13 protein-coding genes are annotated in these 15390 nt (G+C 45.0%); 3 read left to right on the forward strand and 10 right to left on the reverse strand.

Annotated features, from left to right (window positions below; genetic code table 11):
- Positions 1-73: 73 nt before the first annotated feature.
- A complete protein-coding gene (locus tag NSS94_RS20580; RefSeq protein ID WP_029517166.1) occupies positions 74-241 on the forward strand; it encodes a DUF1328 domain-containing protein in 168 nt (55 codons plus the stop codon).
- Positions 242-367: 126 nt separating this feature from the next.
- Here NSS94_RS20580 and NSS94_RS20585 read toward each other — a convergent pair whose 3' ends face one another.
- Both NSS94_RS20585 and NSS94_RS20590 read right to left on the reverse strand, forming a co-directional pair.
- Entirely contained in the window at positions 368-1534 is a 1167-nt protein-coding gene (locus NSS94_RS20585; protein ID WP_341040002.1) for a C40 family peptidase, read from the reverse strand.
- Between the two features lie 191 nt (positions 1535-1725).
- A complete protein-coding gene (locus NSS94_RS20590; protein ID WP_165149407.1) occupies positions 1726-2595 on the reverse strand; it encodes a cation diffusion facilitator family transporter in 870 nt (289 codons plus the stop codon).
- 454 nt (positions 2596-3049) lie between these two features.
- Here NSS94_RS20590 and NSS94_RS20595 point away from each other — a divergent pair, with 454 nt between their 5' ends.
- Positions 3050-3235: a hypothetical protein gene (locus NSS94_RS20595; RefSeq protein WP_029517162.1), complete on the forward strand. Its 186-nt coding sequence runs from the start codon at positions 3050-3052 to the stop codon at positions 3233-3235.
- Positions 3236-3417: 182 nt separating this feature from the next.
- Here NSS94_RS20595 and NSS94_RS20600 read toward each other — a convergent pair whose 3' ends face one another.
- The 8 genes from NSS94_RS20600 to isdC form a co-directional block, all read right to left on the reverse strand.
- Positions 3418-5046, reverse strand: coding sequence for an ABC-F family ATP-binding cassette domain-containing protein (locus NSS94_RS20600; RefSeq protein ID WP_013311942.1), 1629 nt, complete (start codon positions 5044-5046; stop codon positions 3418-3420).
- 283 nt (positions 5047-5329) lie between these two features.
- Positions 5330-6109 (reverse strand): ABC transporter ATP-binding protein, encoded by a 780-nt coding sequence (locus NSS94_RS20605; RefSeq protein WP_318628071.1) that lies wholly within the window; start codon positions 6107-6109, stop codon positions 5330-5332.
- Positions 6099-7082, reverse strand: a complete 984-nt coding sequence (locus NSS94_RS20610) for a FecCD family ABC transporter permease (protein WP_039273670.1) — start codon at positions 7080-7082, stop codon at positions 6099-6101. The genes NSS94_RS20605 and NSS94_RS20610 overlap by 11 nt, the downstream gene beginning before the upstream one ends.
- A gap of 14 nt (positions 7083-7096) precedes the next feature.
- Positions 7097-8056: a heme ABC transporter substrate-binding protein IsdE gene (isdE, locus tag NSS94_RS20615; RefSeq protein WP_341040003.1), complete on the reverse strand. Its 960-nt coding sequence runs from the start codon at positions 8054-8056 to the stop codon at positions 7097-7099.
- A 280-nt stretch (positions 8057-8336) separates the two neighbouring features.
- Positions 8337-12320, reverse strand: coding sequence for an NEAT domain-containing protein (locus NSS94_RS20620; protein WP_341040004.1), 3984 nt, complete (start codon positions 12318-12320; stop codon positions 8337-8339).
- Between the two features lie 98 nt (positions 12321-12418).
- Complete coding sequence (locus tag NSS94_RS20625) at positions 12419-12916, reverse strand: NEAT domain-containing protein (protein WP_039273678.1); 498 nt, start codon at positions 12914-12916, stop codon at positions 12419-12421.
- A 32-nt stretch (positions 12917-12948) separates the two neighbouring features.
- Positions 12949-13416, reverse strand: coding sequence for an NEAT domain-containing protein (locus tag NSS94_RS20630; RefSeq protein ID WP_341040005.1), 468 nt, complete (start codon positions 13414-13416; stop codon positions 12949-12951).
- A 72-nt stretch (positions 13417-13488) separates the two neighbouring features.
- A complete protein-coding gene (isdC, locus tag NSS94_RS20635) occupies positions 13489-14004 on the reverse strand; it encodes a heme uptake protein IsdC (protein ID WP_069012154.1) in 516 nt (171 codons plus the stop codon).
- Positions 14005-14402: 398 nt separating this feature from the next.
- Here isdC and NSS94_RS20640 point away from each other — a divergent pair, with 398 nt between their 5' ends.
- On the forward strand, positions 14403-15383 hold the full coding sequence (locus tag NSS94_RS20640) for an ABC transporter substrate-binding protein (RefSeq protein WP_069012155.1): 981 nt from the start codon (positions 14403-14405) through the stop codon (positions 15381-15383).
- The last annotated feature ends 7 nt before the right edge of the window (positions 15384-15390 follow it).

The following is a 15390-nucleotide window of genomic DNA, read 5'->3' on the forward strand; positions in this document are numbered from 1 at the left end:
CCATCATCTGCAACCATGCTCTATCGGGGCGTGAGTATGCCACATTATATACAATTAAAGGAGGATACAGAACATGCTAAAATGGTCCGCTTTATTCTTAATTTTTGCTGTGATCGCCGGTATCTTAGGTTTTTTTGGTATCGTCGTGTCCGTAGCTGCTACAATCGCTAAAATATTATTTGTGATATTTCTGGTGTTGTTCGTCATTTCACTCTTCACCAGAAGAAAACGGGTTTCATAGTTATCGGATGCTAGCTGCACAAAAGCAATATTCTAAATGTCTATAAAAAAAGGATGTTCCCACCCTGGTCAACAGGGCTGTGGAACATCCTTTTTTGATGCAGCTTTTTAACAGTTAGCGGCGTTTTTATTGAATCACGCTGCCCCCAAACAGGAAACGGTCCTGCCAAGGCTTGCTGAAATCCGTAACTTTTACACCGCCACCCGCTACAGAAAACGTATGGAGAAGCTTGTTGTCTCCCAAATATACAGCTACGTGTGTAATCGTTTGGGAGGAGTTATCCAAGGACGTGTACGCCCCGGAAGATGCATTATAATTTGTAAAGAAGAGCAAATCGCCACGCTTCAGCGTAGTCATGTCCGTATTCGGCTGACTGTTTTGCTTGATCCACTCACCCTGTGAACGAGAATCTGCCGGAAGCTGGATACCTACAGCCTGACGGAAAATTTGACGGGTAAATGCCGAGCAATCAAAAGTAGCCGTACTGCTACGATCCGAACCATATTCATATGGAGTTCCGAGATAAGTCATCCCCGTGTTAATAACCTGCTCTATTGCAGCCGCTGCATCACCGGAAAATATGTTCATAGTTGACGCAGGAGAGGCTGTCACAGGTATTGCAGTAGTATCAGGAGTGGTTGTCACCGGAGCAGACACAGGCTGCTGCACAACAACGCCCTCACCAATACGAATATACTGTGGAGACGAGCTGACGTAACCCACCGTACCACCAGCATTGGTAACCTTGAACCAATAGGCATTACTTGGATCGGTAATCGTAACGACATCCCCTGCATTCAAATAGCCCAAGACCTCGGAAGAAGTGGATGCCTCCGCCCGCAAACGAACGGACGTTTGAATCGTAGCTTTCGTTTGACCGGCAGAACTATTCACTGAGGCCACAGCCTCTTTAGCTGAAACATTTTTAACTGGCTCTGCGGCTTCCGATTTACGGCTGGCAGATGAGGTGACAGCAGCAGCGACGCTGGTAGCGCCAACTTTTATGTACTTGTCGGAGCTGCTAGTGTATCCGGTTACTCCATCAGAAGTCTTGATCTTATACCAATAGCTGTTGGTTTTCTCCAATACCGTTACGGCCTCTCCCTGCTTCATAAAGCTGACTACATCCCCTGTAGTCGAAGGACCGGATCTAAGCTTTACAGCCGCCTGAATAACCGCCTTCTGTCCCGTGGATGCTGTTGATGCCGCTGCGTCAACCTGACCCGGCGCCACATGAATTGCTGTCAACAGCGCGGCTGACGTCATGAGCATTCCCATCACGCGTCTTCTCAATGTTGCACCTCCTGGCTGTTTTTACGAATTTGAAGAGCATATCCAATTCCGACGAATATAGCCGGACATGCCTTCATTATAGTAAAAGCAGCAGGAAGAGAGATATAATCCAAACGTCACAAAAGGAAGCGTATACGCCTTTTACATATAGGTCTAAAGTCACTTTTAATACTAACTATTTAATAATTAATCTATAATTTGGGTTCTACATGGACATGGACATGCATCGTATTATGAACCTCTTGTAGGCGCTCCTCAATCCGGTCGCTGATCCGATGCCCTTCAATCAGGCTGAGTTGCGGATTCACCTCAATGACCACATCCACTAGTGCATGATTGCCGTGTACACGTGCCTTAACGTCCCGAATCCCCTCTACTCCAGGTATACGGGCAATCGTACTTCGTAAGTCAGACAGTTCTTGCTCATCAAATCCATCGGTCAAGCTGTGTGTGGAATCCTTAAAAATATCCCACGCTGTTTTGCAAATGATACATCCTACCGCGATCGCAGCTACAGTATCCAGCCAGGGTAGCCCGAACTGTGCGCCGATAATGCCAACTGCTGCCCCAACACTGACAAGTGCATCCGATAGATTATCCTTGGCCGCTGCCAGCAAAGCCCTATTGTTAATTTGCCGTGCCAGCCTGTTATTGTACAAGTACACTCCCAGCATAATCACGGCACAAATCACAGCTACACCCGCGGAGGTGATATCCGGTATTTGCTTTCCGCCCTTGAAAATGCTGCCGATCCCATCAATAAGCACCTGCAAACCGACGACAGCCATAATAAAGGACGCCAGCAGCGCCGCGATCGTTTCTGCCCGAAAATGTCCATAGGCATGGTCAGAGTCCGGTGGCTTTTGGGAAATTCTCAGTCCAACCAGTACAGCAACCGACACTACAATATCGGTGACATTATTGAAGCCATCCGCCCGCAATGCGCTAGAAGCAAATATATACCCGCTAATCAGCTTAAAGGCGGACAGCAAGAGATAAGCAGCAATGCTTACCCACGCCCCACGCTCACCTTTTCGGATTTCATCATAGACATTTACCACAACGTAGGACACTCCTTCAAATATATAGTTCCCAGCAGAACGACCTCACCGGGCCCAAAAATAAAAATAGCAGCATCGCTGCCTTGAACCCTCAACATTAACTTTTCAAACAAGCAGCGTAGCTATCCTGAAAATAACAATTCACCTTTGGGTAACTGTTATTTTCAGGATAGCAGACGAACTTTGTGTGGGTCTAGAGAAACAGTCTTTCCGCTCTGCATCGCTGTAGGAACAACGAAAAAGTATTGCCAGGCCCCATTCCTGTAGGTTACACAAAACATTTTTTCCTTCACACAAAAAACAGACGTTTTCTCTCCCGCCCCACCCCAGATGGGTGTTATCATTGTTGCCCTTGTCCCTTCTTTTAAAAACGTATAAAATGAGGACACAGCCGCGTTTTTCTTCAATCCAACATGATTGACATGAATCTGGCGGCAACAGGAGGAATTTATTCATGAGCGATGCCAATGAACCACGTAAAGTTAATCTCGCAGATGCCATTCGGGAAAAGCTGGCACAAAAAAAACAGCAGTCCGGCGCTTCACAGCAGGGCGGCTTTCAAGGCGGTTCCACCAAAACACTTAAAAGCCAAAATACGAAGAAGCCGAACAACCAACGCCGTCGTACAGGCGGATCATAAGCCACCTCATAGCCTTTATAGGGTACCAAAGGTCTGGCGAGGTCTATCTTACCTCACGGCCAGAGCCAGGTAAGCTATGGGCATGGCACAAAAACGAAAAAGAGGAGTCTCCCTGCCATCTCAATGGCCTAAAGGAGCTCCTCTTTCGTTTATCTAGTTGTTGAAGATAGCCGGTTGGAATTTTAGCCGATTTCTACCGGATACATACGTTCACGCAATTTCGCGATTTCTTCATTTTCCAAGTATTCATCATAGCTCATCGTACGGTCGATTACGCCGTTTGGTGTAATTTCCACAATGCGGTTCGCAATCGTTTGAATAAACTGATGGTCATGAGATGTGAACAATATAGTACCGTCAAAATCAATCAGACCATTGTTCAGCGCTGTAATGGACTCCAAATCCAAGTGGTTGGTCGGTTCTTCCAGCAACAGCACATTGGCACCGTTCAGCATCATTTTCGCCAGCATACAGCGAACCTTTTCGCCCCCGGACAGTACACTTGCTTTCTTAAGTGCTTCTTCACCAGAGAAAAGCATACGTCCCAAGAAGCCACGCAGGAACGTTTCGTCCTGATCCTTGGAATATTGACGGAGCCATTCCACAAGATTCATGTCCACACCTTCAAAATAGGTGGAATTATCTTTCGGGAAATAAGCTTGGCTAGTTGTAATCCCCCAAGAAAATTCTCCGCTGTCTGCTTCAATCTCGTTCATCAATACTTGGAAGAGCGTCGATTTAGGCAAACCGTTCGGCCCAACAAACGCGATTTTATCGCCTTTGTTCACAACCAGACTGAACTCATTCAGCACTTGCTCGCCTTCAACGGTTTTACTGAGGCGGTCTACTGTCAAGAGTTGTTTGCCTGCTTCGCGTTCAGGCTTGAAGTTCAGGAAAGGATATTTACGGTTCGATGGACGGATGTCGTCCAGCGTAATTTTATCCAGTTGTTTTTTACGTGAAGTAGCTTGTTTGGACTTGGAAGCATTCGCGGAAAAGCGCTGAATAAAGGCTTGCAGTTCCTTGATCTTCTCTTCCTTTTTCTTGTTGGCATCACGCGTCAAGGCAAGCGCAAGCTGGCTGGACTCATACCAGAAGTCGTAGTTGCCGACGTACATCTGGATTTTGCCAAAATCGATATCCGCAATATGCGTACATACCTTGTTCAGGAAGTGACGATCATGGGATACGACGATGACGGTGCCTTCATAGTCCATCAAGAAATTTTCCAGCCATTGAATGGATTCGAGGTCCAAATGGTTGGTAGGCTCATCAAGCAGCAAATTGTTCGGACGACCAAACAACGCTTGAGCCAGGAGAACACGTACCTTGTCATTACCACTCAGCTCAGACATGTTCTTGTCATGCAGGTCGCGAGGAATACCAAGACCGATCAGCAAGGAAGCTGCATCCGGCTCAGCATCCCAACCGTTCAGCTCCGCAAATTCGCCTTCCAGTTCACCGGCACGCAGGCCGTCTGCTTCAGTAAATTCTGTTTTGGCATACAGCGCATCTTTTTCCTTCATGATTTCATACAGACGCGTATGACCCATAATAACGGTTTCCAGAACCGGGAATTCATCGTATTCATAATGGTTCTGCTTGAGCACTGCCATCCGTTCGCCCGGTGTCATGTGAACCTCGCCTGAATTGGCTTCGATTTCACCGGAAAGAATTTTCAAAAAAGTGGATTTGCCCGCGCCATTCGCCCCAATCAGGCCGTAGCAGTTCCCAGGAGTAAATTTGATATTTACGTCTTCAAAAAGTGGGCGTTTCCCATAACGAAGCGTTACGCCGCTTGTACTGATCATATAAGCATACCATCCTTATCATTAGTTAAGTGCTAAACACAAAATTACCGACGGCAATAGTATAACACACAAAAGATCGGATTCGAACCGTAGTATAAGCATAACCGTCCCTGAATCTCATCCAATATCTTATAAATAAAATAAAAAATGCTTCTGTCTCCACGGTTGTCACCTGACAAAACACATGGACCAGAGCCATTTTCATGTTTTAAATTCGTTGAAATGCCGTGAGGACAAACGCGTTATTCAGTCGCAGCATTAATGTTCCGTATGCTTGTAAATGTCAGGAAGCCCCGACTCCTATCGGAATGAGATACATGCCCGCTTCATCATCCTGTTTGATTACGACCTCCACATCATAAACTGCCTGGATCAGTTCAGATGTAACGACCTCTGTAGGTGGGCCGTTCGCTATAATACGCCCTTCCTTCATGGCAATCATTACATCGCTATACCGAATAGCCTGATTGATATCATGCAGCACCATCACGATTGTCAGTCCATGTTCCTGGTTTAACTGCCGAATGAGCTCTAAAATTTCAAGCTGGTAGTACATATCCAAATAGGTAGTCGGCTCATCCAAAAATAAAATGGGCGTCCGCTGTGCCAAGGCCATTGCAATCCATACACGCTGCCGTTCTCCTCCTGAGAGTTGATCCAACGTGCGAGTTCTACGTTCGTTCAGGTTAGTACAGGCTATCGCCCACTCGATCGCCTCCTCATCCTCGTCACGCCTCGCTGTGAACATGTTCTTATGCGGCAACCTGCCGAAGCTAACGAGCTTTTCTACAGTCAAGTCGGAAGGTGCCTCATTCTGCTGATGAACTACCGCCAATTGACGGGCCAGCTCCTTGGGCTTGTAGTGGGCTATCTCCTTGCCGTCCAGAACCACTTGTCCCAAGCGAGGAACAGCATTGTTGGACATCACGCTGAGCAGCGTCGATTTGCCGCATCCGTTGGGACCGATAATGGTCGTAATCCGTCCCGACTCAATAACAGCATGAATAGCGTGCAGACGATCTGTTTTCCGATCATATGAGAAGGTTATATCCTTAATGTCCATAGGTGCGATCCGCCTTTCTGATCAGGAATATCAGGAACGGCCCGCCAATGACGGCCATAATAATAGAAGCCGGGATTTCATTGGGAGCAAGCACCGTCCGCCCCAGAGTATCCGCGAGCAGCAGCAGCAAGCCACCACATAAGGCTGAAAATGGAATCAACCACTTATGATCCGAGCCAACTAGGTAGCGGGCACAATGCGGAACGAGCAGGCCGATAAAGGCAATCACCCCTGCGATGGCTGTAGCCGTTGCTGCAAGCAGCACTGCAATCACAGAAATCAAAAGTCGTGCGCGCGTTACATTGAATCCCAGATTTTTAGCTGTTTTATCTTGAAGGGACAAGAAATTGCACCAAGAGAACACGAGCATGGCCAAAATTAGTCCAATCCCGCCATAGGTCACAATAACCTCGACATCTACCCATTTTTTCATAGACAAGGTTGAAGTAGTAACCTGGTTAATGCTGGTGACCGCATAACTGCCTCGATAATTAAATGACTGACCTAAACCAGAAAAAATGGCATTCACAGCTACCCCGATCAGAATGAGACGAATCGGATGCAAGCCGGATCTCCATGAAAATCCATAAACCATTAAACAAGCTATCGCACCGCCAATAAATGAAAAGAACGGCATCCAGAAATAAAGCATTGGAAAGACCGTCACCGCAATCAGCGAGATCAATGCTGCTCCCGAAGAAATGCCGATAACTCCGGCATCTGCCAGCGGGTTTTTCATAACAGCTTGCAGCAAGACACCCGCTACTGCAAGGGCTGCACCTGCCATCACGGCTACGATAATTCTCGGCAGCCTCAGGTCCTTGACCACATTCACCTGATCATCTGTACCTGTCCACAATCCGGTGACCAACTGACTCAAATCCACCTTGAGACTACCTGTCATCGCTGAATATAACATGACGCCGACGAGCAAGACCATTACAACAATAAGACTCCAACCTTTTTTGGACATGTCATCAGCTTCCTTTAATTCGAAGGATACAGCATTTTCATCAGCTCATCTAGCGCCGAGTTTGCCGCTAGATTCCCTGTTGTGCCAAACAACGGTTCAGGCAGATCATAGACATGCCCATTTTTCACAGCGTTGAAATGCTTCCAGATATCGTTGGTTTTGAACTCTTCATCGAACATTTTCACTACTTCATCCGGCATCCCGTGTGCAGCGCGCAAAATGATATCAGGGTTGGATTGCTGCAAGGCTTCGGTATTGTGGGCAATGAACTCCACCTTCTCGCCCTGAACCACATTTGTTCCGCCTGCAATTTTAACCAGATCCCCAATATAGGAATGCTCGGTAGCCACCAGATAGCTTCCCGGTACTCCCAGCAAAATCAATACTTTAGGAGATTTCTTCCCTTTGATCTTTTGTTGAATCTCAGTTACTTTGGCATCCAACGCTCCATTAATCTCTTTGGCCTTATCGGCTTTGCCAAACGTGTCTCCCAGCTTTTGAATTTCTTTTTGCATATTCGCGAGACTTTCAAAATTCAAAAATTCGGCATTGATTTTCAAATCTTTAAATTTAGGCTCCAGATCATATTTCAGTGTCGTCACCGACAGTACATCCGTCGGCTTCAATGACATCACTTTTTCCATATCAGGGCTCATCGGATTACCCACATCAGGCACATCCTTGTAACGGTCAGGCAGCACTTTCGTGCTTGTCGGCTTACCTGCCAAATCCAGGCCTAGCGCATCCGTGATTTCCGCAATGGCTACCGTAGTCGCCACAATACGAGGAGCTTGAGCTTTACCGTCAGACGACTTTCCGGCTGCATCCGGTGTTGCCGCTGATTTCGAACCATCGGTCTGATTCTGTCCAGCCTGTCCTCCTCCCGAACATCCGGCCAGCAACAAGATCACGATGCCGATTAACATATACAAACAAAACGATCTTCCTTGAGCCCATGCTATATATCGTTTCATGAAAATCCAGTCACCTCAATTCAAAATATAGAACTGCATTAGGAACCCTAACTTTTCGGGTATCAGGATTTAGCAAAATTCGATTCCAGTCGCTCCAAAGTGCAATATATAGACGAACTAGACTGTTTGGTCTACATATTGTTCACTAGAAGTCGCTTATTGGATTTTTGCAAATTCCTCGGGTATGTAAATGCTGACAAGTCTTGACGCCGAGGCACCAAGACTTGCTCGCATACAAACTTTGCTGTTATTCGGGCTTCATTGACGTCACAACCTGAGGCTACTTCGCTTTCAGGCTTGCTTCATCAAATTGGAACTGAACTGTATACCAGTGATCATACGGCACTCCGCCAAGAACCAAGCCAGGCACAATAACGTGTGTGTAAGCACTGATTTTCTGGGACAAGTCCCCTACCTCGAATTGAACAACACGTGTATCGCCGGATGTCGAGATCACTTCTACATCTTTCAGGGTACCGTTTTGCTCCACTTGTAAAGTTGGCATCCAAGAGCTATTTTTCAAAGTTACTTGGATATAGCGCTTGTCTCCCTTTTCAATCAGTGTGGCTGGCTTGTCGAGATAACCGTCCATAACGGAAGCTTCACTCGTTTTGTCTTTAAATACGTTGTAATTAATCGTGTATTGCTTCTCGGAAGCCATTTGAACCGGTTGCTCAACTACTGGTTTGGTTTCAGCTACAGATGCAGTTGTTTCTGCTGCCTTGTCCGTAGAAGCTACTATCGGTTCAGTAGGGGTTACGGTTGTAGCTGTATTGACTCCCTCACCTTTAAGCGATGCACGGTCAAATTGAATCTGTCCGCCGAATTTCTCATTTAGAATGTATTTCTCAGGCAGATATACCTGTGTGTACACACTTAACTTCTTATCCAGATCAGGTACTTCGAACGCAATCGTGTGCGTGTCACCTTTAGTGTCCGAACCCATAATCGTCGGATTGGCATAACGGCCTTCAAAATCCGTTTGGAATAGCTTCAAAGCCTGGTTGTTCGTAACGGTTACATGAGCCTGAACCTTACCGTTTTTCACAATCAACTTCGCTAGACTCTGTACAAAAGGAGCTACTAGAGAATCCTTATCCGTTCCGTTCGCCAGCACACGGAAGTTCGCAGTGTACTCTCCATCGGCCAAGTTATTTTTCCCCTGTTCTACTTCGTCTGCTTTGGTTTCGTTGTGATAAGATACATTACTGGTATCGAATTTAAATTCAAAATCATATACCTTTTCTACTCGATCCTCCGCCTTGAAAACCATCGGAGCGCTACTTGCCACTTTAGGAGCTTCGTAGACAACCAGTTGGCCTTTTACATTGTTCTTAAAGTCACTTACGCTAAAACGAACGTGCTTCGTATTGCTTGCTGCATCTTCCTGGGTCACTTCTGCATCTCGGTAGTCCCCGCTTGCGTTGTCCCAAATGCGCAGCGCCTTCACTTCATTGCTGTTTTGCAGCTTCAGACCTACAAACCGTTTGTCGCCTTCCACGACCAATTGCGCCGGTTCGTCAGTGATGAAGCGTTGAGCCTGTGAATCTGCTGCTGTTGAGCCATCTGACAAAACAATACTGAATTTCAAAGCATATTTACCATTGGCAAGCTTGTCAAAATCCAGTTTAATCATGGGATCAGCCGCCCCTGAAGAGGTAGGCTCAACAAAGCTTCGAATGGTAGCAGGCTCGAATTGGAACTGCACATCATACACGTGATCATATGGGATGCCACTCAAATCCAATCCAGGTACGATGACATGCGTGTTCACTGTCACTTTATCCGACAGATTTGGCACTTCAAATTGTACTGTTCTTGTATTTGCGGAGCTCGATTGATCGACAACCTGAGCCTCTGCACCATTTACTTTGAACGTTTTGATCCAGCTGCTCTTGTCCATTTTGATCTGAATGATATTTTTACCAAACTGTTTTAACAGTGTGGCTGGCTTTTGCATATATCCATCCATCACAGATATTTCATTGCTTCCGTTTTTGAGTACGGAGAAATCAATGCTGTATCTGCCATTTTCAACTGGGGTTGTGGTTCCGTTATCCGGTCCTTTAGCTGTAATGCTACTGCGGTCAAATTGCAGACGAAGCTTATGATCCATCTCATAAACCCCACCTGGATAGGTCGTGCTCACATGTACCTGTGCATTCAGAATAGCGTCCAAATCCGCCACTTTGAATTTCACAACACGTGTATTAGCATTCCTGTCCTCACTAACGATATCTGCATCCGTAAGTGTCCCGCTTTGTTCTGTTTTAAACTCTGTCACGGTGGTGCTGTCTTTGATGGTAAAGGAGGCTTCATACTTGCCTTTTGATACCGTCAGTGTGGCCGGAGACAATAAATATTGCGCCATGGCCGATTTTTGATCTTTGATTGCGTGCAGCGCATCGAAGTTGATTGAATACGTTCCATCAGCTAAATTCTTTCCGGGCGTGCCTGGTGTGCCTGGCGTCCCAGGATCAACCGGGGTTGTTACCGCTCCTAATTGAAGATCGACATCATAGGTTTCTACATAGTTCAGCTCAGGCCAGTTGATGCTTACCCATGCATTCAGTTTGGCAGGCACTTCCTTAACCTCAAATTCGATAACACGTGTATTCGCCGTTTGATCTTCACTTACTACGGTCGTGTTGGTCAATACTCCATTTTGTTCTACTTTAAAGCCGTCAATTTGTTTGCTGTTTTTCAAAGTGAACTGTACATATTTCTTGCCTTTACGTTCAACCAGAGTACCCGGTTTTTCTGTATATCCATCCATCATGGACTTTTCACTTGAACCGTCTTTTAACAGCGTGAAGTCCAGATTTGACGTTACTGGAGTTGAACCGTTGTCCGTTCCCGAGATACTGTTTTTATCGAACTGAAGACGAAGTTTATGGTCCATCTCATAAACCCCACCTGGATAGGTCGTGCTCACATGTACCTGCGCATTCAAAATCGCGTCCAAATCCGCTACTTTGAATTTCACAATACGTGTATTGGCGGTCTTGTCCACACTTACAATATCTGCATCCGTCAACGTTCCATTTTGTTCAGTTTTGAATTCCGTCACTGTAGTGCTGTCTTTAATGGTGAAGGAAACTTCTTTTTGTCCCTTCGCTACCGTCAAAGTTGCCGGAGACAACAGATACTGTGCCATGGCTGATGGCTGATCTTTTGTGGCGTGCAGGGTATTAAAATTAATAGAATACGTTCCATCCGCCAAATCTGATGGGGCGGGTGCAGAAGACATCTGAAGATCTACATTATAAGTATGCACGTAGCCCAGCTCAGGCCAGTTGATGCTCACCCATGCGTTGAGCTTGGCAGGCAGTTCTTTCACTTCAAACTCGATCACTCGTGTATTCGCAGTTTGATCTTCACTTACAACAGAAGTGTCGGTTAGCACCCCATTTTGCTCTACCTTAAAACCATCAATCTGTTTGCTGTTCTTTAATGTGAACTGGGCATATTGTTTACCTCCACGCTCAATTAGTGAGCCTGGTTTCTCCGTATACCCATCCATCATAGACTTTTCATTGGTTCCATCTTTCAAAAGGGTAAAGTCCAAATCAGAAAGTTTTTCTCCTGCATTAGGAGGCGTCACCGGTGGTGTTACAGGTGGAACCGTTGGATTCTCCGTTGAGTTTTTAAGTCTCAAGCTGGAAGGATCAAACTCAATCCATTCCTTCACTGAACGATCTGGATCGGTATCTACATACCACGGAGAACTGCTATTAAATCCAAACTCCGTATTTACATTTTGATGAAAATCATAAACATCGAAGCTTACAGTCCCGGAAGCTTTCCCAGAATCCACCTCTATTTTTGCGGGAACTGTTTCCCCGTTTTGTTCTACTAAAAATTTCGATAGCCCTTGAGTTTCCGCAAACTTAAATGAAAAATGGTATTTTCCATCCTTAATGATCAAATCTCCAGGATAGGTATAGTTTGTTTTGAAACTCGAATCTCTGGTGTTACCGCTGACTGTCTTTCTTAAAGGTTTGTAATCAATCAGGTATTCTCCATCTGCATAGGTCGCATCTGTGGTAGTTACAGCATTGGTAGGCTCAGCATATGTGCTAGGTACTTCTACCGGCATCTCATAAGTAGCATAAGTAGCACTAGTGACTGTAGTGCTTGAATCGGGCAAATTTTGGGAAGTGGAATCAACTTCAGGGGTTGCTCCTACGTATGGTGAAAATAAAGAAAACAACATTAGAATAGCAGCGAATGTCGTAATGTATTTGTTAAATCGGCTTTTCAAGGTGATGTATCCCCCTACTTAAAATATACTCATTTGGGGCATTGAAAGTAAGCTCCAAATGAGTATTCAATTCAAAATTATATTTTCAAAAAGAAGCCTTAGATATCGCTGTCGTCGAATTGGAATTGAACAACATAGTCGTGATCGTACGGAATACCACCAGTGTATTCTGCAGGCACACTTACATGCAGTTTAACGTTCAATTTTTGAGACGGGCTAGTTACAGGGAATTCGACTATTCTTGTATCCCCTGATGTGCTTACCACAGTCGCATTCACATACTGACCGTTTTGTTGAGTTTTGAATTCAGTAACCCATGCACTCTTAGTAATAGCTACTCTCACTTTATATTGACCATTCGTAACAATCAGTGTGGCTGGTTTTTTCACATAACCATTTGTATCCATGTAAGATGGCTGAGTGGTTCCATCTTTATAAACGGTATAAGGCAATTGATACGTTCCATTAGGCAAAGCCGCATTCGCCTTATTGGCAGAAAATGGAGCCAGTACCACAAAAACAAGCGCTGCCATCAGTACAGTAAGCATTACTTTTTTCAAAGACAATTTTTCCATACGATTCATAATCATGTTCATGTTCTTAATCTCCTTTACGTTTTATTTTTGGATTATATTTCGTCGAATTGCAGTTGTACATCATACTTGCCTGTGTAGCCGATTACTGGGATTGTGATTTCAGCGTAAGCATTCACTTTTGCATTCAGATCAGCAACCTCGAATTCCACTACACGAGTGTTGCTAGCAGTATCTGTGCTCACTACAGTCGCATCTTGCAGTACGCCATTTTGCTCTACTTTGAACGTTGTAATCAGATTGCTGCTTTTCACAGTCAGACGAACGACATTTTTGCCGTTAGCTACCGTAACCTGAGCAGGCTTCGTCAGGTAGCTATCCAATCGAGAAGTCTCATTGGTTTGATCCTTCAGAACGGTGTAGTCTACGTTGTACGTGCCGTCGGCTGCTGCCGCTTTAGCTGAGAATGGAGCAACAAGTGCAAAAACAAGCGCTGTCATGATCAATGCTACGAATACCTTCTTAAAAGAAAATTGCTCAAAGCGATTCATTACCATATACATATCTACACACACTCCTCCATTTTTTATGCTTGAATTTGTGTTGATTTTATGAACGATAGAGATGGCTTGAATTTACTTCTTGGAAGATTTAGTTGATTTTGCTGACTGGACGGCTGCTACTTTTTTGACACTTTTGGAATCAAAAGCGAAACGGATCGTATAGTCATGATCGTAGTTATACGCAGGGACAGTAACATGGATTTTAGAGATTAGCGGGCTGTTCACACTCGTAATTGGAAATTGTACGGTGCGGGTATCGGTTTTGGCATCCTTATGGATGACCTTGGTATCGATGATTTTGCCTTTGTAATCTACTTTAAACCCAGTTGTCCATTCGCTATGATTCAGCTTAATTTGCATGGTCATTTGACCTTTTTTCACATACAACTTAGCTGGTTTTTCAAAATAATCATTAGCCATGGACACCGAGTCATTTTCTGCCTTGAGGATATTGTATTTGAGCGTGTATGTACCATCCGCCAATTTTGGAGAAGCCGCAGCGGCTCCTACAGATGACGAAGTTGGCCAAAAGCTCAGCACACTCACCAGCAGAAACACAGCAATAATTGCAGAATACCCCTTCTTCATTTTGACAGCAGTCCCTCCCCACGAGAATAAACTAATTGATTATCATTCTCAATTGGTAATTTAAAAAAAATAGCTCTTTTCGAGCTTGTCTCCCCACCTCTCTATTCCATAATTTCGCAAAATAAAGTAAACCCATCACCAATATATCTTACACTTTTCGAAAATGTCAATATGTATTTGCGTGTACGAAATCCCTTGATATATGCTATTTTTTAAGAAAAATTTGTAGTTCCTTCTTCTTTAATTCGAATATATCCCTTTTATTTTTAGTTCAAAATTTATTTAAAAATTTTGTTTTTTTAATTGACATTGCCCAGTGATATTCATTATCATTCTCTTATATATAATTGAAAATGATTATCATTATTGTTTAACTCGAAAATTGCAGGAGGAATAACATGAAATCTTATATGTTGTGGTCGTCCGCAGTGCTTTTATTGGCAGTTACCGGATGTAGTAATGGTGCCCCGACCACAGATCATAAACCAACCAGTGCCTCCGTATCTGCCACTTCTGGCACGACAAGCAGTGCAGCCATCCAAGTTACTGATTTTTCAAAACGGACGTTGGCGTTTCAAAAGGTTCCTCAACATATCGTTGCGCTCAGCAATGGCGATCTGGATATTATATACGCATTGGGCGGGACAGCCGTAGGAAGACCCAACTCCAATGGACCTGTCGTCGTACCTGCTGCTGAGAACGTTCAGCAAATAGGCTCCACTCATGAAGTAGATTTGGAGAAAATTACGATGCTCAAACCGGATGTCGTGCTAGGCAATTATCCTATGAATGAAAAAGACATTCCAGCCATTGAAGGAGTAGGTTCACAGCTGCTGCTGACTAGTGCCAATTCAGTTCAGGATATCCAGACACAAATTACACTGTTCGGACAATTACTACAAAAGCAAGCCGGGGCCGTAAAGCTGAACCAGCAAATTGACCAACAAGTAACCAAGCTACAAAAGGAAACCGCTTCTGCCTCCAAACCGAAGGTGTTGCTCGTCTACGGAGCCCCGGCTACGTACATGGCGGCACTGCCGAATTCACTGAGTGGAAACATTCTGGAAGCTGCGGGTGGCTCTAACATCGCCGCTGATTTTCCGGGCCTGCAAAATTTCCCGCAATATGCGCAGCTGAACACAGAACGCATCATACAGGCTGACCCTGACTACATCTTCATCATGACTCATGGCAATACAGAAGATGTTAAAGCTGCATTTATAAAGGAAATGCAGGAAAATGCAGCTTGGAACGGAATCCGAGCAGTCAAAAACAATCAGGTCGAGGTTTTACCTTCAGATCTGTTCGGTACGAATCCGGGCACACGGGTCACTAAAGCGCTGGATTTGATGCATCAAAAGCTGTATCCGGCGAAATAGGCGATGG

The organism is Paenibacillus sp. FSL L8-0644, assembly GCF_038008165.1.
Lineage (GTDB): Bacteria > Bacillota > Bacilli > Paenibacillales > Paenibacillaceae > Paenibacillus > Paenibacillus polymyxa_D.